Source organism: Pectobacterium atrosepticum (assembly GCF_000740965.1).
In the GTDB taxonomy this organism is placed as follows: domain Bacteria; phylum Pseudomonadota; class Gammaproteobacteria; order Enterobacterales; family Enterobacteriaceae; genus Pectobacterium; species Pectobacterium atrosepticum.
Map to the genome: position 1 here is coordinate 2983802 of NZ_CP009125.1, position 20543 is coordinate 3004344.

A 20543-nucleotide genomic window follows, 5' to 3' on the forward strand; every position below is an offset into this window, starting at 1 on the left:
TTCTCTCCTCCCAGTTGGGTCGTAAATGTCAATTTCAGCGGATTAACGTCAACAGTGCGCCCTGTTCCTGCACGGTGTTTCCGGCGGTAGGCAGAACATCAACGTAATTTTCGCTATTCGTGATAATGACGGGCGTTGTCGTGTCATAACCGGCTTTTTCGATCGCCTGATAATCAAATTCCACCAGAAGATCGCCCTGTTTCACGATATCGCCGGTCTTAATGTGTGCGGTGAAATACTGACCATCCAATTTCACCGTATCGATACCGACGTGGATAAGCACCTCGGCCCCCTCTTCTGATTCAAGGCCAATGGCATGATTGGTCTTAAACAGCGAAGCAACCGTCCCGTTCACCGGTGAAACAACGCGTCCAGCCAACGGTTTAATCGCGATACCTTTTCCCATTAATCCGCTGGCGAACGTTTCATCACCAACCTGATCAAGGGTCAGAACCGTTCCCTCAATCGGGCTGGTTATCGCTTGTTTACGCGTGGCATCATTTGGGTTCTGCGTAGCTTGCGGGGCCGCCGTGGGTGCATTTATTGCTGCGGTATTTTCTTGTGCGGGAATCCCAAAGGCCCAGGTAGCCACGGCCGCGAAGGTAAAGGCGATTGCCGTACCAATAATGGCGGCCCAGACCGTATTATCGACACCTGTCGGCGGGATAACCTGAGTAAAGGTGAAAATACTCGGGAAGCCGAAGGAATAAATAGTGGTATGGAAATACCCCAGAATTGCGGCCCCCATTGCGCCCCCCACACAACCGAAGATGAAAGGACGTTTCAGCGGCAACGTAACGCCATACACCGCTGGTTCCGTAATACCAAAGATTGCAGCGGAGAAAGCCGAACCGGAAATACCTTTCAACTTCATGTCACGGGTACGCAGCAATACGCCCAGCACCGCTCCGGCCTGCCCTAATACCGCCGGAACCAGAAGAGGCATCATGGTGTCGTGCCCCAACACGCTGAGATTGTTAATCATCAGCGGTGTTAAGCCCCAGTGCAGGCCAAAAATAACGAACACCTGCCACAGCGCGCCCATCAGTGCGCCCGCAATTGTGGAGTTCAGCCCGTAGATCAATTGGTAGCCGCTGGCCAACATATGCCCGAGCCAAGTTGCCGCGGGACCAATCAGCAGGAACGTAACGGGAACGGTGATACAAAGGCACAGTAGCGGCGTGAAGAAATTACGGATATTGATATGCAAAATGGCATTCAGTGGCTTTTCCAGACGTGAAGCAAGCCAAGCCGAGAAAATAATCGGAATAACCGAAGAGGCATAATTAATGAAGGTGATCGGAATGCCGAGGAAATAAAGCTGTTGATAACCGGTATTCTGCATCGCACCAAATTCAGCAATCATTGATGGATGTACCAGCGTTGCACCAATCACCATGGTAACGAATGGATTTCCGCCAAATTTCTTCCCTGCGGTATAACCTAAAACAATCGGGAAGAAAAAGAATAATGCATCGCTCGCAGCGAATAACACTTTATACGTCCCACTGGTTTCAACCATCCAACCACAGGCCAAACTGAGCGCCAGAAAACCTTTTAAAATACCGGAGGCTGCCATCACGCCAATTAATGGCGTAAATATTCCAGAAATAATATCGATGAAGCGAGAGAAAACATTTCCTTTTTTCTCATCACCTTCCTCATGATTTGCGGAATCACTTTGATCGGTCAATCCAGAAACATCCAGTAAACTACGATATACATCACTGACATGATTGCCTACAACGACCTGAAATTGTCCGCCACTTTCAACCACCATGATCACGCCTGAATTATTCTTCAGCGCCGCTGCATCCGCCTTTTTACTGTCTTTTAGTTTAAAACGCAGCCGGGTTGCACAGTGCATCACGCTAATGATGTTGCCACGTCCGCCGACACCATCGAGTATCTCACTTGCTAATGCTTTGTATTCCATCGCCTATCCTTAAATACTTAACAGACATATATATCAATATGTTATGTTTGCCAGATCTGTTTAAGACAAAAAAAAACCTAAATCGCTTTTCCCAATAAACATTGAGAAAACGATTTAGGTTTTGCCTGCCTGCTGAGACGAGCCTGACAGTAACAATCCTGATTATTTGCCAGCACAACTCATGCACCGACAATAAAAACTTACTTCATCTGATAATTTTCTTTCCACATACTCTAGTCTTTCACTTTCATCGTAAGCAAGGCATTTATCTCGCTACGCTGCTATTTTGTGACGAAAAGCAGATTAACAGAAATCATTCTCCATCACCTGGTTCTATTTTCTCCTGGCCTTCCGTTCGCACGCGTTCAATATGAATAGTCAAGAACATTAATTCTTCTTTCGTTAACGTGTAGTGATACTTTTGAATAATGTGAGCTTGTATTTTTTCCGCACAGCGATAAGACAATGGATATCTTTCTTTCACCACATCATGCAGTGATTCGTCATCACTAAATACGGTACTTTTTCCTATTAGTCGTTGCGCAAAAAACTTCAAATGCGTAACAAAACGATGATAGCTTAACGCTTGCTCGTTATAATCCAGGCTCAGCTGATATTTTACAATATTCAGTATTTCCTGCATGATTTTGGTAATTTGCAAGACTTCTGGCATTTCGCTGTCAAGCTGCGCATTAACCAAATGCAGCGCAATAAATCCAGCTTCATCTTCCGGTAACCGCACGGACAAACGTTGCTCAATAATATCCAGCGCTTCCAGACCAACGGCGAATTCCTTTGGATACAGGCGCTTTATTTCCCATAAAAGCACATTGCGGATATCGACGCCTTGCTTGTGGCGCTCGATCGCAAAGTGGCAGTGATCTGTTAAAGAGATATAGACGCTATTTTGCAGTTTCCCGGGCAAACGCGCTTTTGCCAGCAGAATGATCTTGTCTGCCGTTGTGATGACATCCATCGGGATTTCTGACAGCAGCTCCTGTAGGCGCGATGTCAGTTCTTCTGACTTCATCACAAACACACGTTCAATCAGCGTTTCATCCAGCAGATCGCCAGAGTGTTTTTTGAAGCCCAGCCCGCGCCCCATCACAACCGACTCATTATTGTTTTCGTCGATTACGGTGACGACATTATTGTTGAGTATTTTGGCAATCTTCATTTTTCAAACCCTGGAAACAAAAAAACCAGACACCCGTAGCAAGAACGAGCATCTGGTTTTGCCTGCTTACGCAGTAACAATCCGCAATGGCTGGTAAACTACCATCTGCATTCATCTTCTCAAGAAGAATGACACAAAAACGTGATGCGGATCGACAGAAAAGCATGCCGCTTACATGCTCTTTCTTTATCTATTGTCGGCCGTTACAAGAATCAACCACTTGCCATCACCCGCTGCAATACCGTATTTATACGGCGGGTTTTCTTAGGCAGTTGCGCAACAAAGTTAGGTAAAAACCCCAAATCGCTCAGTTTTTTGCGTAAACGCGACAAAATATTCAACTTCATACCTTTTGCCACCTTGTTTCTCTTCGCTTAATAACTATAATACGGAACGTCGTTTCAATTGAATGGTTTCAGCTAAACACGTGCCACTATCAATAATATTATTATCAACGGCATCGCCAACGCGACTCTCCGCTAATCTCATGCAACGAGCGGCCTCGCACTTCATTACCCATTCGCTACGACCATCTATACTTACCTCTTTTACGCGGTTTCCTCACACATTCTTTCCAGCGGCTTGTCCCACATCGCCACTGGTTCACTCGTTTTTTTATCCATCACAACTTGTAGAAACTATCTTATGAAAAAGACAAAAATTGTTTGTACCATCGGGCCGAAAACAGAGTCAGAAGAAATGCTTGGCAACCTGCTGTCTGCCGGCATGAATGTTATGCGCCTGAACTTCTCTCACGGGGATTACGTAGAACATGGCCAACGCATCAAGAACCTGCGTGCCGTCATGGAAAAAACCGGTCAGCAAGCGGCGATCCTGCTTGACACCAAAGGCCCAGAAATCCGCACCATGAAGCTGGAAAACGGCGCTGACGTAACGTTGACCGCCGGTCAAACGTTCACGTTCACCACCGATCAGAGCATCGTGGGTAACAAAGATCGTGTCGCAGTCACTTATGCTGGATTCACCGAAGACCTCAGCGTCGGTAACACCGTTCTGGTTGATGACGGTTTGATCGGTATGCAGGTTACAGCGGTCAGCGGTAACGACGTCGTTTGTAAGGTGCTGAACAATGGCGATCTGGGCGAGAATAAAGGCGTTAACCTGCCAGGCGTTTCCATCCAGTTACCTGCTCTGGCTGAAAAAGACAAACGCGACCTGATTTTCGGTTGCGAACAAGGTGTCGATTTCGTCGCAGCTTCCTTTATTCGTAAACGTTCCGACGTTGAAGAAATTCGCGCTCACCTGAAAGCACACGGTGGCGAGCACATCCAGATCATTTCCAAAATCGAAAATCAGGAAGGTCTGAACAATTTCGACGAAATTCTGGAAGCGTCTGACGGCATCATGGTTGCTCGTGGCGACCTGGGCGTTGAGATCCCAGTTGAAGAAGTGATCTTCGCACAGAAAATGATGATCGAAAAATGTAACCTGGCTCGCAAAGTGGTGATCACCGCAACGCAAATGCTGGATTCAATGATCAAAAACCCACGTCCTACCCGTGCTGAAGCTGGCGACGTGGCTAACGCCATCATCGACGGTACCGATGCCGTTATGCTGTCTGGCGAAAGTGCGAAAGGTAAATACCCGCTGGAATCCGTTACCATTATGGCGACGATCTGTCAGCGCACCGATTCCGTGATGAAAAGCCGTCTGGATACCATCAAGACACCAGGAATACTGCGTATCACTGAAGCCGTCTGCCGTGGTGCAGTAGAAACCGCAGAAAAACTGGATGCACCGCTGATTGTGGTTGCGACCAGCGGCGGCAAGTCAGCCAAATCGATCCGTAAATACTTCCCGAATGCGCGCATTCTGGCGCTGACGACTAACGAAGTCACCGCGCGCCAGCTTCTGCTGAGCAAAGGCATTGATACGCTGCTGGTGAAGGAAATCGCCTCTACTGATGATTTCTACCGCATTGGTAAAGAAGCCGCGCTGAAGACCGGTCATGCGCAAGCTGGTGATGTTGTGGTGATGGTATCTGGTGCACTGGTTTCCAGCGGCACAACCAACACTGCTTCCGTACATCGTCTCTGATCCTAACCATCAGATCGGTAAAAAGCGCCTTAATGGCGCTTTTTTTATATTCTGAAACGACTTTCTACAGTGCGATAACCTAATTAATGCGTTTGCGTAACACGCCTTTTTAATAGCCAAAGCCTCAGAGTTATCCGATAAAAATAGCGCTGTTTTCCTTACTTTTTTAATTAATAGGTAAAACTCGCTGTTTCTTTGAGCGAACGATCGAAATTAAGCATGTTCTCATCAAAAATTTATTCTCATTAGAAAAAAGTTTGTGTAATACTTGTAACGCTACATGGAGATTAACTCAATCTAGAGGGTATTAATAATGAATCGTACTAAACTGGTACTGGGCGCGGTAATCCTGGGTTCTACTCTGCTTGCTGGTTGTTCAAGCAATGCTAAAATCGATCAGCTGTCTTCTGACGTTCAAACTCTGAACGCTAAAGTTGACCAACTGAGCAACGACGTGAACGCAATCCGCTCTGACGTACAGGCTGCTAAAGATGACGCAGCTCGTGCTAACCAGCGTCTGGACAACCAAGTTCGTACTTACAAAAAGTAATCGAGCTGGTTAAGTAGTGAAAATGGCGCACAGTGTGCGCCATTTTTTTTGCCTTTTTTCTGTCAGCAGTTCTGTTCCATCGACCTTCGCTTTCATCCCTTTTCCACGTTACCTTACGTATCTACTCTTCTGCCCGATCTCTGAACCAGCACAGATGCGTCTAAGACGCACCAGGCCAGTTTATTTCATAATTAACGCGAGGTAGTATTAATAGAAGTGATTGGCGCAACCTGATGGGTTTCAGGCGCTTCTGGAGACGATTCTACCGGTGGCTGGTAGGTATTGATATCTTGCCCCACGCTCACCACAATCGGCATGCCGGAACGACGCACAATCGCATCAGCAACGGCTTTACTGTCCGTCTCCGCCTCCTTAACAAACTTCTGCGTCTTCACCGTCAACGGAATCTTCATGGTTTGTGGATCGTCCTTATCGGTCTTCGACAAAGGCTGATGCACTTCAACGTAGCGTTTACCGTCCGGTTCAACGGAGGTTTTAATCGCATCATTAAGAATCTGTACACGCGTACCTACTGGCACGTTGTCGAACAACGCCTTGATGTCATCTGGGCGCAGACGGATACAGCCGGAGCTTACGCGCATGCCGATACCGAAGTCCGCGTTCGTACCATGCAGCAGATAAACGCCGCCATGTGCTGACAGGCGCAACGCATGTAGCCCCATCGGGTTATCCGGGCCAGCAGGAACGACCGCAGGCAGCTTAATGCCCTGCTCTTCGAGATAATGCTTACGGATGTTCGCCGTTGGCGTCCAGGTTGGATTCTCACGTTTCTCGCTCACGCTGGTCGTCATCAGTGGCGTATTGCGCCCCAGTTGACCAATGCCGATCGGGTAAACGATGACGGTGTTTTTCCCTTTCGGGTAGTAGTAGAGGCGTAATTCCGCCAGATTGACCACGATGCCTTCACGCGGGGTGTCCGGCAGCAGCATTTGCGTCGGGATCGTGAGAGTCGAACCCGGTGTCGGCAGGTAAGGATCCGCGCCAGGATTTGCTTCCAGCATGCCCAGTAAACCAATCTTGAAATCTGCCGCGATGGCTTCCAGCGGACGACCGTCATTAGGAACGGTATAAGCGATGTTCTCGCCGATAAGGCGACTATTGGGTGGCGGTAGCGGATATTCCGTCGCTCTAGCGGCGGTGCTGGCCAGGTATGCTGCGAAGGCCATACCAAGTAAAGTTAACGCGCGTTTCATATTAGGTTCCCTACAATCAATAACATCTGGCTGTGTACCCAGAATGCAGTATCCGGCTATACCTCTTGATCTGGTGTCAATGCGGCTATTGGTGCCACTTTCCACCGAACGTGGGTATATATTAGCATTGTTGTAACAAAAGAATATTTGATTTAAAAATCAAAGCATTGATATTCAATTCTTTACAAAACAGAGTCAGCATAAAATTTAATGGGGAATAAATATACGGGACGAATTCTGAAATATCAGCGAGTTAATAAATGAACCGAAAAACAATAACGTGCCGTTGGTAAAAATCAGTAAATGAAAAAAACAAAAAAGCGCTGGACGTTTTTTCCGTCACAGCGCTTTTTTATACTCAGAGAAGCAGAGAAAACAGGGAAGAAAATTAAAGCAGTGCCGCGGCATGCGCACGAATCGCACGCAGCATTGCCTCAAGCCCCTGAGAGCGAGATGGTGTTAGATGTTGGTTCAACGCCAGCGATTCAAAGAACGGCCGCACATCCAGCTCAACAATCTCCTGCGCTGTTAGCCCCTGATACAGGCTGAAAACGACCGCGATCAGGCCTTTCACAATGGCAGCATCGCTGTCGCCGTGCAGAATTAGCACGCCCTGCTCATCAGGCTGTGTCACAATCCACACCTGACTCTGGCAGCCCGAAATTAGGTTCTCAGGATTACGCCACTCATCGGGCAGTGGGTCAAGACGCTCCCCTAACTCGATGACATACAGATATTTTTCTTCCCAGTCATTACAGCGCGCAAAATTGCGCGCCAGCTTCTGCGGTTCTGGCAGACTCGCCATGGTTTCCTCCCCGAACAGGTTCGCGCGCGGCGCTTAACTGCCCAGCAATCGATGGATACGTTGCAATCCGGCAACTAGCCGGTCAATTTCTTCGCGCGTAGTATAAACGGCCAGCGAGGCGCGGCACATACTGGGAACACCATAGTGTTCCATCAGCGGCATCGCGCAATGGTGGCCGGTGCGAATCGCAATACCGTACCGATCGAGGAAACTTCCCACATCATAGGCGTGGTGCTGCCCAAGGTTAAACGCAATAACACCGTGACGTTCAGCAGGACCGTACAAGGTCAGATCGGGAACCTGCGTTAACGCTTCAAGCGCGTACTGCATCAGCGAAGATTCATAACGCTGAATATCTTCACGTCCCAGTGCCGTCACATAATCCAGTGCGGCACCTAAGCCCATAATACCGCCCGTGTTAGGCGATCCAGCTTCAAAGCGCCACGGTGAATCAGCATAGGTGATGCCCGTACGCAGGCTGACCTGACGAATCATCGCCCCGCCGCCTTCCCACGGTGGCATGGCTTGAAGCAGGTCACGTTTGCCATACAGCACACCAATGCCTGAAGGGCCGTAGATCTTATGTCCTGAAAAGACAAAGAAATCGCAATCCAGATCCTGCACATCGACAGGCTGATGCATAATCGACTGTGCACCATCGATCAACACAACAGCACCCGCCGCTTTTGCCTGCGCAATCATCGCTTTCACTGGGTTCAGCGTGCCCAATACGTTGGATATCTGCGTCACCGCCAGCAGACGAGTGCGTTCATCCAACAGTACGGGAAGCTGTGCCACATCCAGCGAGCCATCTTCAGCTAGCGGCAATACACGAACTTCAACGCCATGCGCTTCCGCCAGCATCTGCCAGGGAACAATATTCGCGTGGTGCTCCATCTCGGTGATGATCAGGTTATCGCCCGGCTGGATGAAGGTGCGACCATAGCTGTTGGCCACCAGATTGATGGCCTCCGTCGTCCCACGTACAAAGACAATCTCTTCCGCTGAAGCGGCATTGATAAAAGATGCCACCTTCTCGCGTACAGCTTCCATCGCACTGGTCGCCTGTGCGCTCAGCGTATGAATGCCGCGATGCACAGCGGCGTATTCATGGCGATAGAATTCAGCTTCACGATCGATAACCGAATGCGGCTTTTGCGCACTCGCGGCACTATCCAGATAGGCTAACGGTTGGCCGTTAACCTCGCTTGCCAGCAACGGGAAATCAGCACGAACTCGCTCAATAGGATAACTCATCATACCGCCTTGCCGGCATTCGCCAACGCGTTGGGCAAACGCTGCGCGATACGTTCCAGAACCGCATCTCGCAGAGACTCGTTTTCAATCGCTTCTGTGACTTCCGCTGCGAAGGCGAAGATGATCATCTGTTGTGCATCCTGCTGCGTAATACCGCGAGAACGCAGATAGAACAGCTGTTCTTCGTCCATACGGCCAATGGTCGCGCCGTGGCTGCATTTCACGTCATCCGCATAGATTTCCAACTGCGGCTTGGTGTCTACCTCGGCCAGTCGACCCAGCAGCAGGTTGTTATTGGTCATCTGTCCGTCGGTTTTCAGCGCATGCGGCGCAACCTTGATCATGCCGTTAAATACCGCTCGGGCGCGATCGTTGACGATGACTTTATGCAACTGACGACTTTCGCCGTTGCCCTGATTGTGTTCCAGATACGTTCGCGTATCACACACTTCGCTGCCGACAGGCAAAATCAGGCTGTTCATGGACAGATTCGTCCCTTCGCCGTTCAACTGAGCACTGGTGTGGTGACGCGTCAGCCCGGCTCCCAGCAGGAAGCTATGGCTGCGAACCCGAGCATCGCGTGCCAGAACCAGATCGTTGTGCGCGAAGTGGTAGCTCGCCGCCGCTTCAAATGCCAGCTTATAGTGGCTAACCTGGCTATTTTCCGCTGCATTCACCGTCAGGCGTGCACCAGTAAAGTGCGCATGTTCATCCAGGCTGACGTAGTGCTCGATGATTTCCGCGCTTGCGCTACGTTCAACGTTCAGATGGTGACGATGGTGAACCGTGTTCAACGCCGCAGCCTGGCTGCTGCTGATGTGCAGCAGATAAAGCGGTTTTTCCGCTTGCTGCCCGGCAGCCAAACGAATCAACGTACTCGTACTCGCCAGACTTTCGGTCAGATGCAGGAACACTTCTGACTGAATCGCCGTAGGCAGCACACCATGCGCATGCGACGCCTGTACGTTAACCTGATACGGTCCCCAGGCGCTGTCGCTGAGTTCAGCGTTGAACACGCCATCGATGAACACCAGACGCCAGCTATCCACCGCGAATGCCAGTGCATCTACCGCCGCACGATCGATAGACGGTGCCTGCGGTGCGACAAATTCATTACTCAGCAAGACATCGAGCGGCGTGTATTTCCAGTGCTCATGCTTACGATGCGGTAAGCCAAGACGTACGACGTCCTGCCAGTGTTGGTTTGCGTCTTCAGAACGACGCGACGCATCGCGTTCAAACAGGCCATGCCATTGTTGCAGCGCCTGCTCTTGTTTCTGTGCGATGCTGGTTTTACCCGCCACGTTATCGCTCGTCACATTATTGCTCGTCGGTAAGCCAGCCATAGCCTTGCTCCTCCAACTGTTTCACCAGCGAGAAATCACCGGATTTAACAATGCGCCCTTGATACAGAACGTGTACGTGGTCCGGTTTGATGTAATCAAGAATACGCTGGTAGTGCGTGACAATGATGAACGAACGTTTGCCGTCGCGCAGGGAGTTCACGCCGTTAGAGACGATTTTCAGTGCGTCAATGTCCAGCCCGGAGTCAGTTTCATCCAGAATGCACAGATCCGGCTCCAGCGCCGCCATTTGCAAAATGTCGTTACGCTTCTTCTCGCCGCCGGAGAAGCCCACGTTGACCGAGCGGGTCAACAAATCTTCCGGCATATTCAGCAGTTTGATCTTTTCTTCGATAAAGTCAGCGAAGTCAAAGCGATCCAGCGGTTCCTGTTCGCGGTATTTACGCACTGCGTTAACAGAAGTTTGCAGGAAGAACTGGTTGCTCACGCCGGGGATCTCTACCGGATACTGAAACGCCATGAAGACGCCTTCACCTGCGCGATCTTCTGGAGACAGCTCCAGTAAATCTTTTCCTTTGAAGCTCACCGAGCCGTCGGTGACTTCATATTCTTCGCGTCCAGCCAGCGTCGCGGAGAGCGTACTTTTCCCTGAGCCATTCGGGCCCATAATCGCGTGAACTTCACCCGGCTTAATAGTGAGATTAAGCCCTTTGATGATCTCTTTGCCTTCTACGCTGACTTTTAAATTTTCGATGCTTAACATGCTTATTCCTTCCAACGCTCAATATGGCGAGCGCTTAATGAATTCCGGGACCGATGATTCTCATTATTCGTCTGTGAAAATCCCGATAACCGCCGAATTAACCCACGCTGTGTTCCAGGCTAATCGCCAGTAACTTTTGTGCTTCTACCGCGAATTCCAGCGGCAATTCAGAGAAGACGTCCTTACAGAATCCGTTCACGATCATCGAAATAGCGTCATCTTCGCTGATACCGCGTTGCAGACAGTAGAACAACTGATCATCGCCGATTTTCGAGGTCGTCGCTTCATGCTCCAACTGCGCAGTATTGTTGCGCACTTCCACGTACGGGAAGGTGTGCGCGCCGCACTCGCTGCCGATTAGCATGGAGTCACATTGGGTAAAGTTACGGGCGTTGGTCGCGCTCGGCATAATCTTCACCAGACCGCGGTAGGTGTTCTCGCTACGCCCGGCAGAAATGCCTTTGGAGATGATGGTCGAACGGGTGTTTTTACCGATGTGAATCATCTTGGTGCCGGTATCGGCCTGCTGACGACCGTTGGTCAAGGCAACAGAGAAGAATTCACCCACGGAGTAGTCACCGCGCAGAATGACGCTTGGGTATTTCCAGGTGATCGCCGAACCGGTTTCCGACTGTGTCCATGACATTTTTGAATGATCACCCGCACACAGCGCGCGCTTGGTTACGAAGTTCAGAATGCCACCTTCTGTGTCATCTTTACCGGAGAACCAGTTCTGCACCGTGGAATATTTCACTTCGGCATTCTTGTTGATGATCACTTCCACCACTGCGGCGTGCAGCTGGTAGGTGTCACGAACAGGTGCGGAGCAGCCCTCAATGTAGCTGACGTAGCTGTCGTCATCGGCGATCAGAATCGTACGCTCGAACTGACCGGTTTTTGCCGCATTGATACGGAAATACGTCGACAGTTCCATCGGGCAGCGCACGCCTTTCGGGATGTACACAAACGTGCCGTCGGAAGCGACTGCCGAGTTCAGCGCCGCAAAGAAGTTGTCGTTCGCCGGTACGACCGTGCCGAGATACTGACGCACCAGATCGGGATGTTCCTGAATCGCCTCGCTGAATGAACAGAAGATAATGCCTTTTTCAGCCAGCTCATGCCGATACGTGGTCGCAACGGATACCGAGTCGAAAATAGCATCGACCGCGACTTTCTGACCTTCACGGACGGGAACGCCCAGTTGATTAAAGGCATTCTCTACTTCGCTGGTCAGGTAATTATTCACGTCCGTAATCCCGGATTGCTGCTTGGCACCGGGCTCAGAGCCACAGCTGTCGTCGCAGTTACCGCAAGAAGGCGCGGAATAATAGCTATAGTCCTGATAGTCGAGTTTCTCGTAATGGGCTTTCAGCCAATGCGGCTCTTCCATCTCCAGCCACGCTTTGTAAGCGTTAAGACGGAATTCCAGCATCCACTCAGGTTCATTACGCTTCGCCGAGATCGCCCGTACGACATCTTCGTTGATGCCGTGCGCCAGCTCATCGGTTTCCAACTGCGTGAAGAAACCTTCTTTATAGCGTCCATCACCCATCCAGATCTGGACATCATCAGGTACATCTACCGTGCTACGTGCCATAATTTTTCATCACTTAAATGCCAAAGCTTTCGCCACATCCACAAGCATGCTGCGCTCTGGGATTATTAAACTTGAATATCTGATTCAGCCCTTCACGGACGAAATCAAGTTCTGTGCCGTCAATGAAAGGCATCGCTTTCAGTGGGACATACAGTTTTGCGCCATCACGTTCGAATATCAGATCGTCGGTTTCAAACTCCTGCACCAGATCCAGCACATAGCCAAACCCAGCACAGCCTGATTGTTTAACGCCAAGCCGCAGCCCTTGCACGGCTTCATCCTGCGTCATCAGATTCTTAATCTGCTTCACGGCGCTATCGGTTAGCGTCAGTCCCTGCCAGACATTTTCATCCAGTGAAAATGTCCCTACATTTTCCGCTTGCATATGGAATACCTCATTGCGTGTGGTACCAGTTTTAGGCTGGTTTCCCCTAATGTTAGTGATTATGAAACTAGCTTCAACCTCTTGTTTCGCAGGGCTATTCGTAACATTTGTTTTTTTAGCGATCCAATAGCATCATTTTACACGTCTTAAGTACGCCAAACAACGTGGCAACAACCCAATTAAGAGATTGATAATAAAGAAATTACCTTCACCAACCATGGCTCTTGCAGTCGAATAAAAAATATCATCTCGTTATCATTATTATAACATTTATCGGTGATACCTATTTATAAAACAGGGAAGGTATATGAAGATTTATGTGATTTCCGATCATACTTTTGATGTTAAAGCACGTTTTGCCCATTGATCATGGCCTTTTTTATTAATATGATAATGATTATCATTTCATATTCAGGATCGATAACCATGCTTTCCATGAATGCCTGGCTGCACCACCAGATTGACGAATATAAATTTCAGATTCGCGATGCCACTGTTGATTTCTATATGGCGGAAGCCCGTCTGAACCGCCCGGGAAGCAATATTGATCATTTACGTCGCTTTCATAACGCCTGTATGGACATGGTTGAACTCTGTCTGAGAAATGGCGATGACGACAGTTATTTACATGCGCTGGTCAAGTTGCACAATCGGTTGATTAAAGAGATCAATAATGAAGGACGTTGCCACCTCTTTCGGGTGCAAAGCTACTACTTTGCCCGTAACACGCTGAAGTCGATTTGCCATCAGTTAAGCATGCAAGGCTCATGGGATAAAGCGACCGCGTTTCAGTCGGATTTCGTTAAGCGCGTGCCTTTTCTCCCCTGAAGAACTATCGATTTACCAACAACTGAACCAGACCCACCAGCAGTCTGGTTCAGCGTTTCATGCTTACGGCGTAATCACCGACGTCGTCAGACGCGAAATGCAGCACAGGCGATTCTGATTATCAAAAATCTCAATCTGCCACACCTGGCTACGGCGGCCAACGTGAAGCGCACGGCATACTCCCCGCACTTCACCTTCACGCACGGCACGCAGGTGATTGGCATTGATTTCCAGCCCCACCACCTGCTGATCGCCCTCAGAACACAGATAGCCCGCGACGGAACCCAGCGATTCCGCCAGCACGACGGAAGCGCCGCCGTGCAGTAAGCCAAATGGCTGCCGCGTGCGTGAATCCACTGGCATCACCGCTTCCAGATAATCCTCCGCAAGGCAGGTATAACGAATACCGACATGACCAACCATACACGCTTGGCTCTGTTGATTAAGCTGTTCAAGCGTAGCCTGTCGTTTCCATAGCATCAGAGAATCTCCAGTAGGGCCTGTAGCGGATGGCGTAATGCACTGCCTTCCATCCGTTTTACCTGACTACGGCACGAATAGCCGGTAGTCAGACAGCGTTTCTGCGGCAACTTCTGCAACACCTGTTGCCAGGATAGCGCATAGATTCCCTGCGAGTTGGCAAGGTTTTTGGCTTCATGACCGTAGGTTCCCGCCATACCGCAACACCCAACGCTGACATTCTCCAGTTTTGCGCCAAAGCGCGAGAAGATATCGGCCCACTGCTTAGTGCTGATCGGCAGCGCGGTCGTTTCGGTACAGTGGCCGAGCAAATACCAGGACTCGCCAGTGGAAGACTGAGGCGTGCTGTCTGCCAACGCTGTCACCAGCCATTCATGCACCAATTGCACCTGGAAATCACCACGCTTCTCACCCAGAATTTCACGGTATTCATCGCGGTAGCAAAGCACCAGTGCCGGATCGACACCCACCATCGGCATCCCCAACTTGGCAACGCGATTCAGGAAATCTGCCGTCTTCGACGCCGTTTTAGCAAAGCGCTGTAAGAAGCCTTTAATGTGCTGCGCCTTCCCGTTCGGCGAGAACGGCAATAGCACCGGTTTCAGCTTCAGTTTTTCGATCAGATGAACGAAATCCGCCACCACCTGCGCATCATAATAGCTGGTGAATGGATCCTGCACGATTAACACGTACTGCTGGCGCGCCTGTTCCGATAGCTGTTCCAACTGTTCAAGCGTGGTGTTGACTCCGCTATGCCCGGCAAACTGCTGACGAAGCGACGGCGATGACAGCAAGGGCAAATCAACCATGCCGATCTGGCTGCGGCTCAGGTTATTCAGCAACGGCATTTTCAGGAAGAAGTTAAACGTCTTCGGACTCCGCGCCATCAGCGGCGCATAGCTTTCGACGCCGGCCACCAGATAGTCACGAACCGGGCGCAGGTAGCGCGTGTGATAAAGCTGTAGGAAGCGGGAACGGAAACCGGGCACGTCGATCTTGATCGGGCACTGCGTTGAGCAAGCTTTACACGCCAGACAGCCTGACATCGCCTCTTTAACTTCATGCGAGAAGTCGTAATCGCCTTGCTTCGCCTGCCAGGTATTGCGGGTTTTCTGGATAAAGGCGCGCAGGCTCAATTTCTGCTGCGGTAAGGCGTTCTCCAATACAACCGGATCGACGCCCTGCTCCGCCAGCAGACGTAACCATTCACGCACCAGCGTCGCGCGGCCTTTCGGGGAATGAATACGGTTTCCGCTGATTTTCATCGACGGACACATTGGGCTACGGGCATCAAAATTGAAGCACAATCCGTTGCCGTTACATTCCATCGCACCACGGAACGCAGTACGCACCGTCAGCGGGATCGTACGGTCGAACGTGCCGCGCTTGACTGCATCAACTTTCATCATCGGTGCGTCGACATCGAGCGGCGCACAAATCTTCCTAGGATTAAGTCGGTTATCAGGGTCAAACGCCGCCTTGATGCGACGCAGCTCGGCATACAGTTCCGGCCCAAAGAATTCGGGACTGTATTCGGCGCGGAAGCCTTTACCGTGTTCGCCCCACAGCAGGCCACCGTATTTGGCGGTCAGCGCGACAATCTGATCGGAAAGCTGTTTCATCAGCATTTCCTGTTGCGGGTCACACATGTCCAGCGCGGGGCGAACGTGCAGTACTCCTGCATCCACATGACCAAACATGCCATACGTCAGATTGTGGCTGTCCAGCAGCGCGCGGAACTCTTCGATGTAATCCGCCAGATGTTGTGGCGGCACGCAGGTATCTTCCGCAAACGGGATGGGCTTGGCCAGCCCCTTACTGTTGCCCAGCAGCCCGACGGCTTTCTTACGCATGGCGTAAATACGTTCGATTCCGGTAAGGTCGTTACAGGTTTGATAGCCAATTATCCCGCCTTCCCCAGTAGCCAGCAGCGTGTCCAGCCGTTGACATAGCGACTCAACCTGCCCGTTGATGAGTGCTTCATCGTCACCGGCGAACTCAACGATATTTAGGCCAAGCATTTCCTGATTAGGTACATCGGTAATCAGTTCACTGACGGAATGCCACACGATATCTTCACGGGCAAGGTTTAAGACTTTGGAATCCACCGTTTCGACGGATAACGCTTTCGCTTCCACCATAAACGGCGCATTGCGCAACGCGGAATTAAAGGAGTCGTACTTGATATTCACCAGACGACGGCTCTTCGGCAACGGCGTGATATCGAGCTTCGCTTCAGTGATAAAAGCCAGCGTGCCTTCAGCCCCAGTCAGAATACGCGTCAGGTCAAAGGTGCGGAGATCGTCGCTGAACACATGGCGCAGGTCATAACCGGTCAGAAAGCGGTTCAACTTGGGGAACTTGTCGATAATCAACGCGCGTTGTTCACGACAGCGGTGCAGCACCGTGTGGTAAATACGGCCGATAGATGAATCTTCTTCCGCCAGTTGCTCTGCCAGTTCTACTGGCATTGCCTGCGTATCCAGCATCTCGCCGCCCAGCAGTACTGCACGTAGCCCCAGCACATGGTCTGAGGTTTTACCGTACACCAGCGAGCCTTGCCCTGACGCATCGGTATTGATCATGCCGCCCAGCGTCGCACGGTTACTGGTCGACAGCTCAGGCGCGAAGAAATAGCCATAAGACTTAAGATACTGGTTGAGCTGGTCTTTAATAACGCCAGCCTCGACGCGCACCCAGCCTTGCTCAGGATTGATCTCAAGAATGCGGTTCATATAACGCGACATATCGACCACGATGCCGCGATTCAGCGCCTGCCCGTTCGTTCCTGTCCCGCCACCGCGTGGGGTAAAGGTTAGCCCTGAAAAGCGCGCCTCACCCGCCAGTCGCGATAGGATCGCGACATCGGCGGTTGAACGGGGGAAGACCACCGCATCCGGCAAGAGTTGATAGATACTGTTATCCGTCGCCATCGTCAGACGATCGGCATAATCAGTCGCCGTATCGCCCGTGAATCCGTTTTTCTTCAATGCTTCCAGAAAATTAAGCACCGGCTGGACCAGCCCGGGAGATTGCGTGATCTGTGGGATCATTATTTTTTGACCCTGTCCGTACATGATGTGTTTGCCAATATGTCGTGATATGCCTGTGAAGAGGGGTATATTCGCTTAAGGATAGAGATACCGTGGCGACCACGGTGTGAGGCATCCCTACGGGGACCTCATCACCGTGTTTCCCCTAAAGCCATGCTTAAGTGACTAGCATTTGTATATATAGCCGCCCTTTCATCGGGGACATCACGTTTTATCACATTTCGCAATCGTGTGCGCTCCCAGAACGGCAAAAACATACAGCGTGTTGGCTAACGGCTGTTTCACCAACAAAATGTTCAACAGGCTGTCAAAACACCCGGAAATATCTCATGATGACTTGTGATGAGATCCGTTTACCTAAACCACCTCGCCTTCAGCCTTTTCTTTTTCTATTAAGGAACGATTCGTTGAGCAAATATTCTCAACCACCACGATTTGACCTGGCCAGAATCCTGTTCAGTCTGGTGTTTATTACCATCATGATTATTGCCTGTTTTTGGGTGGTGCAGCCTTTTATTCTAGGATTCGCCTGGGCATGCATGGTGGTCATTGCCACCTGGCCAATGCTGATTAAATTTCAGGCGCTATTATGGGGGCGACGCTCTCTGGCGGTACTCGTCATGACGCTTCTGCTTATTCTGCTATTTGTTGTGCCGATTGCCGTCCTCGTCAGTAGTGTGATCGATAACAGCTCGGCACTAATGAGTTGGGGATCCAGACAGGAAAACCTTTCACCACCAACACTGGAATGGCTGACGTCAATCCCCTTAGTCGGGGAGAAGTTGTTCAACAGCTGGCAGGCACTATTGCAAAGCGGTGGCAGCGGTCTGTTCGCCAAAGTGCAGCCCTATTTTGGTAAAACTGCGACCTGGCTGGTGGCACAGGCTGCCCATGTCGGGCGCTTTCTGATGCACTGCTCCCTCATGCTTATCTTCAGTGCTCTGCTGTATTACAAAGGTGAGGCCGTTGCGAAAGCCGTGCGACATTTCGCTATCCGGTTGGGGCGGGAGCGCGGCGATGCTGCCGTGATTCTGGCTGCACAATCGATTCGTGCCGTTGCACTGGGCGTGGTGGTAACGGCCATCGTGCAGTCGGTGTTGGGCGGGATCGGTCTGGGCCTATCTGGAATCCCCTACACCACACTACTAACCGTTCTGATGTTTCTGTGTTGTCTGGCGCAGTTGGGGCCACTTCTGGTACTTATTCCGGCCATTATCTGGCTGTATTGGACGGGTGATAATACCTGGGGCACCATCCTGCTGGTCTGGAGTTGCGTCGTTGGAACGATTGATAACGTGATTCGTCCAATGCTAATCAGAATGGGTGCCGATCTTCCTATGCTACTGATTCTTTCCGGCGTGATTGGCGGATTGCTGGCGTTTGGCATGATTGGGCTGTTTATTGGCCCGGTCGTCCTCGCCGTTTCCTATCGTCTGCTGTTTGCCTGGATGCGCGAAATTCCCGAACCGCAGAACCTCCTCTCTGTTAATACGACCAAGACACCGAATAAAGAGTCATAGCGGTAAATCTCCCCTTGTCTTTCCGTGAGCGGTGCGCCGCTCACGCATTTCCCTCGCATTCCCTTCTTTCAGGATCGCGTCTTCGTGAGTATTTTTTTCTCATGACTCAATAGGTAAAAATAGCTAATGATTAAGCCTCTATTCTTAGGGATTACTCTTAAAAATTTTGGTATCATTTCTCTAATGCATCAATATTATTGACAATATAAAAACTCTGAGAGGCCAATCCTTAAAAGATAATTAACTATTAGGATGATTCTTAATGACTGAGTCGGGCATAATCCATAGGATTAATAACGGAGCTAGTATTAACCTACTGTTTGTCAATGAGGTTTCCTCCTCGTCAGAGCTAGTAACGAATTGCTGTGTGTAGTCTTTGCCCATCCCCTGAGATGGGCCTTTTTTTTCCTTTCATTTCTCTTCCATTCAATTACGCTGCATTCCTTTTTTGCTACTCTCCTGTCTGCCACCCTCGGTTCAGCTTTTTCAGGAGTTTTTCATGACGCCTCTCGCCGCGAAGAGATTACTACTCTGTGGCTTATTCAGTCTTCTGACAGCCTGCGATAATCCGACACCTTCAGCACAGCGCCCTTTGTTGACAATTGAAGGCAAAACAATGGGGACGTTCTACAGCGTAAAAATTAGCGGCGACGTCACCGAAGATAAAACACAGCTGCAACGGGAAATTGATGCTCTGTTGGAGCAAGCCAATAACGACATTTCTACCTACCGTGACGATTCCGTCCTATCTCGCTTTAATCAGTATCGGGGAACGGACCCGCAGCCTATCAGCAATGGCATGGCCGATATTATTCTAGCCGCACTGCGTATCGGTAAAGCCACTCACGGCGCGATGGATATCACCGTCGGCCCGTTGGTTAACCTCTGGGGGTTCGGCCCGCAGAAGCAGCCGACACGCATTCCCAGCCAACAGCAGATCGATTTAGCACGGCAAAACGTCGGGCTGCGCCACCTGAAACTGATCGGTGACGAAAAAGGAGAATGGATTCAGAAAGATCTCCCGGATTTGTACGTCGATCTTTCCACACTGGGTGAAGGTTACGGCGCAGACATTCTCGCGCAGTTGATGACGCGTAAAGGGATCACTAATTATCTGGTTTCCGTCGGCGGTGCGATTTCTAGCCGTGGCATAAATGCCGAAGGAACGCCATGGCGTGTGGCGATTCAGAAGCCAACCGATCAGGAAAATGCAGCGCAGGCGGCTGTGAATTTGCAGGGTTACGCGATTAGTACGTCCGGCAGCTACCGAAATTATTTTGAGGAGGACAGCAAGCGCTATTCTCACGTTATCGATCCCGAAACGGGCAGGCCGATTACTCATCAGTTGGTTTCTGCCACCGTGATTGCTCCGACTGCGCTGGAAGCGGATGGCTGGGATACGGGTTTGATGGTGTTGGGAACGGAGAAAGCGTTGAAGTTGGCGGAGCAGCAAGGGCTGGCGGTTTATCTGATAACCAAAACGGATAAGGGTTTTAGTACGGTAATGACACCGCAGTTTAAATCATTCCTGATTTCAGCACCGTGATTTTCAGCACGGCTTGCCATCAGCGGCGGTCAAGCGGTGGTAATGGATAGATCGTAAAGACGCTGTGAAT

Annotated in this window: 17 protein-coding genes and 1 other RNA gene; 6 read left to right on the top strand and 12 right to left on the bottom strand. The window is 50.4% G+C overall.

Annotation, left to right across the window (positions count from 1 at the left end):
* Positions 1-34: 34 nt before the first annotated feature.
* The 3 genes from bglF to GZ59_RS23955 form a co-directional block, all read right to left on the bottom strand.
* Positions 35-1936 (bottom strand): PTS beta-glucoside transporter subunit IIABC, encoded by a 1902-nt coding sequence (gene bglF / locus GZ59_RS13160; RefSeq protein WP_011093439.1) that lies wholly within the window; start codon positions 1934-1936, stop codon positions 35-37.
* A 313-nt stretch (positions 1937-2249) separates the two neighbouring features.
* Complete coding sequence (gene licT / locus GZ59_RS13165; protein ID WP_039292373.1) at positions 2250-3113, bottom strand: BglG family transcription antiterminator LicT; 864 nt, start codon at positions 3111-3113, stop codon at positions 2250-2252.
* Positions 3114-3325: 212 nt separating this feature from the next.
* On the bottom strand, positions 3326-3460 hold the full coding sequence (locus GZ59_RS23955) for a hypothetical protein (protein ID WP_258042070.1): 135 nt from the start codon (positions 3458-3460) through the stop codon (positions 3326-3328).
* A 298-nt stretch (positions 3461-3758) separates the two neighbouring features.
* Between GZ59_RS23955 and pykF the strand changes: the two genes are divergently transcribed.
* Together pykF and GZ59_RS13175 are read left to right on the top strand one after the other, a co-directional pair.
* Positions 3759-5171 carry a pyruvate kinase PykF gene (gene pykF / locus GZ59_RS13170; RefSeq protein ID WP_011093436.1) on the top strand — a complete coding sequence of 471 codons (1413 nt, stop codon included), beginning with the start codon at positions 3759-3761 and terminating at the stop codon, positions 5169-5171.
* A 313-nt stretch (positions 5172-5484) separates the two neighbouring features.
* Positions 5485-5721, top strand: coding sequence for a major outer membrane lipoprotein (locus tag GZ59_RS13175; RefSeq protein WP_005970385.1), 237 nt, complete (start codon positions 5485-5487; stop codon positions 5719-5721).
* A gap of 191 nt (positions 5722-5912) precedes the next feature.
* Here GZ59_RS13175 and GZ59_RS13180 read toward each other — a convergent pair whose 3' ends face one another.
* From GZ59_RS13180 to sufA, 7 genes are all read right to left on the bottom strand, one after another.
* Positions 5913-6935, bottom strand: coding sequence for a L,D-transpeptidase family protein (locus GZ59_RS13180; protein WP_011093435.1), 1023 nt, complete (start codon positions 6933-6935; stop codon positions 5913-5915).
* Between the two features lie 388 nt (positions 6936-7323).
* A complete protein-coding gene (sufE, locus tag GZ59_RS13185) occupies positions 7324-7740 on the bottom strand; it encodes a cysteine desulfuration protein SufE (RefSeq protein ID WP_011093434.1) in 417 nt (138 codons plus the stop codon).
* A gap of 33 nt (positions 7741-7773) precedes the next feature.
* Positions 7774-8997 carry a cysteine desulfurase SufS gene (gene sufS / locus GZ59_RS13190; protein WP_011093433.1) on the bottom strand — a complete coding sequence of 408 codons (1224 nt, stop codon included), beginning with the start codon at positions 8995-8997 and terminating at the stop codon, positions 7774-7776.
* The gene (gene sufD, locus GZ59_RS13195) at positions 8997-10343 is read right to left on the bottom strand and encodes a Fe-S cluster assembly protein SufD (protein ID WP_039292376.1); all 1347 of its coding nucleotides are present in this window, start codon (positions 10341-10343) and stop codon (positions 8997-8999) included. The genes sufS and sufD overlap by 1 nt, the downstream gene beginning before the upstream one ends.
* The gene (gene sufC, locus GZ59_RS13200; RefSeq protein ID WP_005970394.1) at positions 10318-11064 is read right to left on the bottom strand and encodes a Fe-S cluster assembly ATPase SufC; all 747 of its coding nucleotides are present in this window, start codon (positions 11062-11064) and stop codon (positions 10318-10320) included. Before sufC ends, sufD begins: the two co-directional genes overlap by 26 nt.
* 97 nt (positions 11065-11161) lie before the next feature.
* Complete coding sequence (gene sufB, locus GZ59_RS13205) at positions 11162-12661, bottom strand: Fe-S cluster assembly protein SufB (RefSeq protein WP_011093431.1); 1500 nt, start codon at positions 12659-12661, stop codon at positions 11162-11164.
* Positions 12662-12674: 13 nt separating this feature from the next.
* The gene (sufA, locus tag GZ59_RS13210) at positions 12675-13046 is read right to left on the bottom strand and encodes a Fe-S cluster assembly scaffold SufA (RefSeq protein WP_011093430.1); all 372 of its coding nucleotides are present in this window, start codon (positions 13044-13046) and stop codon (positions 12675-12677) included.
* A gap of 426 nt (positions 13047-13472) precedes the next feature.
* Here sufA and GZ59_RS13215 point away from each other — a divergent pair, with 426 nt between their 5' ends.
* Positions 13473-13874 carry a hypothetical protein gene (locus GZ59_RS13215; protein ID WP_011093429.1) on the top strand — a complete coding sequence of 134 codons (402 nt, stop codon included), beginning with the start codon at positions 13473-13475 and terminating at the stop codon, positions 13872-13874.
* Between the two features lie 63 nt (positions 13875-13937).
* Here GZ59_RS13215 and GZ59_RS13220 read toward each other — a convergent pair whose 3' ends face one another.
* Together GZ59_RS13220 and ydiJ are read right to left on the bottom strand one after the other, a co-directional pair.
* Entirely contained in the window at positions 13938-14354 is a 417-nt protein-coding gene (locus tag GZ59_RS13220; RefSeq protein WP_011093428.1) for a hotdog fold thioesterase, read from the bottom strand.
* On the bottom strand, positions 14354-17407 hold the full coding sequence (ydiJ, locus tag GZ59_RS13225) for a D-2-hydroxyglutarate dehydrogenase YdiJ (RefSeq protein ID WP_039292378.1): 3054 nt from the start codon (positions 17405-17407) through the stop codon (positions 14354-14356). The genes GZ59_RS13220 and ydiJ overlap by 1 nt, the downstream gene beginning before the upstream one ends.
* 407 nt (positions 17408-17814) lie before the next feature.
* Between ydiJ and ydiK the strand changes: the two genes are divergently transcribed.
* The 3 genes from ydiK to apbE all read left to right on the top strand — a co-directional run bounded on the left by ydiK (position 17815) and on the right by apbE (position 20473).
* Positions 17815-18927, top strand: a complete 1113-nt coding sequence (gene ydiK, locus GZ59_RS13230) for an AI-2E family transporter YdiK (RefSeq protein ID WP_011093426.1) — start codon at positions 17815-17817, stop codon at positions 18925-18927.
* 296 nt (positions 18928-19223) lie between these two features.
* Positions 19224-19335: antisense sRNA RprA (rprA, locus tag GZ59_RS23000), an RNA gene on the top strand.
* A 91-nt stretch (positions 19336-19426) separates the two neighbouring features.
* Positions 19427-20473, top strand: coding sequence for an FAD:protein FMN transferase ApbE (apbE, locus tag GZ59_RS13235; protein WP_011093425.1), 1047 nt, complete (start codon positions 19427-19429; stop codon positions 20471-20473).
* Positions 20474-20543 lie beyond the last annotated feature (70 nt).

What these genes read in the sequence shown, in the direction of transcription:
- pykF (WP_011093436.1), top strand. Translation starts at nt 3,759, where the DNA reads ATGAAAAAGACAAAAATTGTTTGTACCATCGGGCCGAAAACAGAGTCA.
- sufB (WP_011093431.1), bottom strand. Translation starts at nt 12,661, where the DNA reads ATGGCACGTAGCACGGTAGATGTACCTGATGATGTCCAGATCTGGATG.
- GZ59_RS13215 (WP_011093429.1), top strand. Translation starts at nt 13,473, where the DNA reads ATGCTTTCCATGAATGCCTGGCTGCACCACCAGATTGACGAATATAAA.
- sufE (WP_011093434.1), bottom strand. Translation starts at nt 7,740, where the DNA reads ATGGCGAGTCTGCCAGAACCGCAGAAGCTGGCGCGCAATTTTGCGCGC.
- sufA (WP_011093430.1), bottom strand. Translation starts at nt 13,046, where the DNA reads ATGCAAGCGGAAAATGTAGGGACATTTTCACTGGATGAAAATGTCTGG.
- GZ59_RS13175 (WP_005970385.1), top strand. Translation starts at nt 5,485, where the DNA reads ATGAATCGTACTAAACTGGTACTGGGCGCGGTAATCCTGGGTTCTACT.
- licT (WP_039292373.1), bottom strand. Translation starts at nt 3,113, where the DNA reads ATGAAGATTGCCAAAATACTCAACAATAATGTCGTCACCGTAATCGAC.
- GZ59_RS13220 (WP_011093428.1), bottom strand. Translation starts at nt 14,354, where the DNA reads ATGCTATGGAAACGACAGGCTACGCTTGAACAGCTTAATCAACAGAGC.
- apbE (WP_011093425.1), top strand. Translation starts at nt 19,427, where the DNA reads ATGACGCCTCTCGCCGCGAAGAGATTACTACTCTGTGGCTTATTCAGT.
- GZ59_RS23955 (WP_258042070.1), bottom strand. Translation starts at nt 3,460, where the DNA reads ATGAAGTTGAATATTTTGTCGCGTTTACGCAAAAAACTGAGCGATTTG.
- sufC (WP_005970394.1), bottom strand. Translation starts at nt 11,064, where the DNA reads ATGTTAAGCATCGAAAATTTAAAAGTCAGCGTAGAAGGCAAAGAGATC.
- sufD (WP_039292376.1), bottom strand. Translation starts at nt 10,343, where the DNA reads ATGGCTGGCTTACCGACGAGCAATAATGTGACGAGCGATAACGTGGCG.
- GZ59_RS13180 (WP_011093435.1), bottom strand. Translation starts at nt 6,935, where the DNA reads ATGAAACGCGCGTTAACTTTACTTGGTATGGCCTTCGCAGCATACCTG.
- bglF (WP_011093439.1), bottom strand. Translation starts at nt 1,936, where the DNA reads ATGGAATACAAAGCATTAGCAAGTGAGATACTCGATGGTGTCGGCGGA.
- ydiJ (WP_039292378.1), bottom strand. Translation starts at nt 17,407, where the DNA reads ATGATCCCACAGATCACGCAATCTCCCGGGCTGGTCCAGCCGGTGCTT.
- sufS (WP_011093433.1), bottom strand. Translation starts at nt 8,997, where the DNA reads ATGAGTTATCCTATTGAGCGAGTTCGTGCTGATTTCCCGTTGCTGGCA.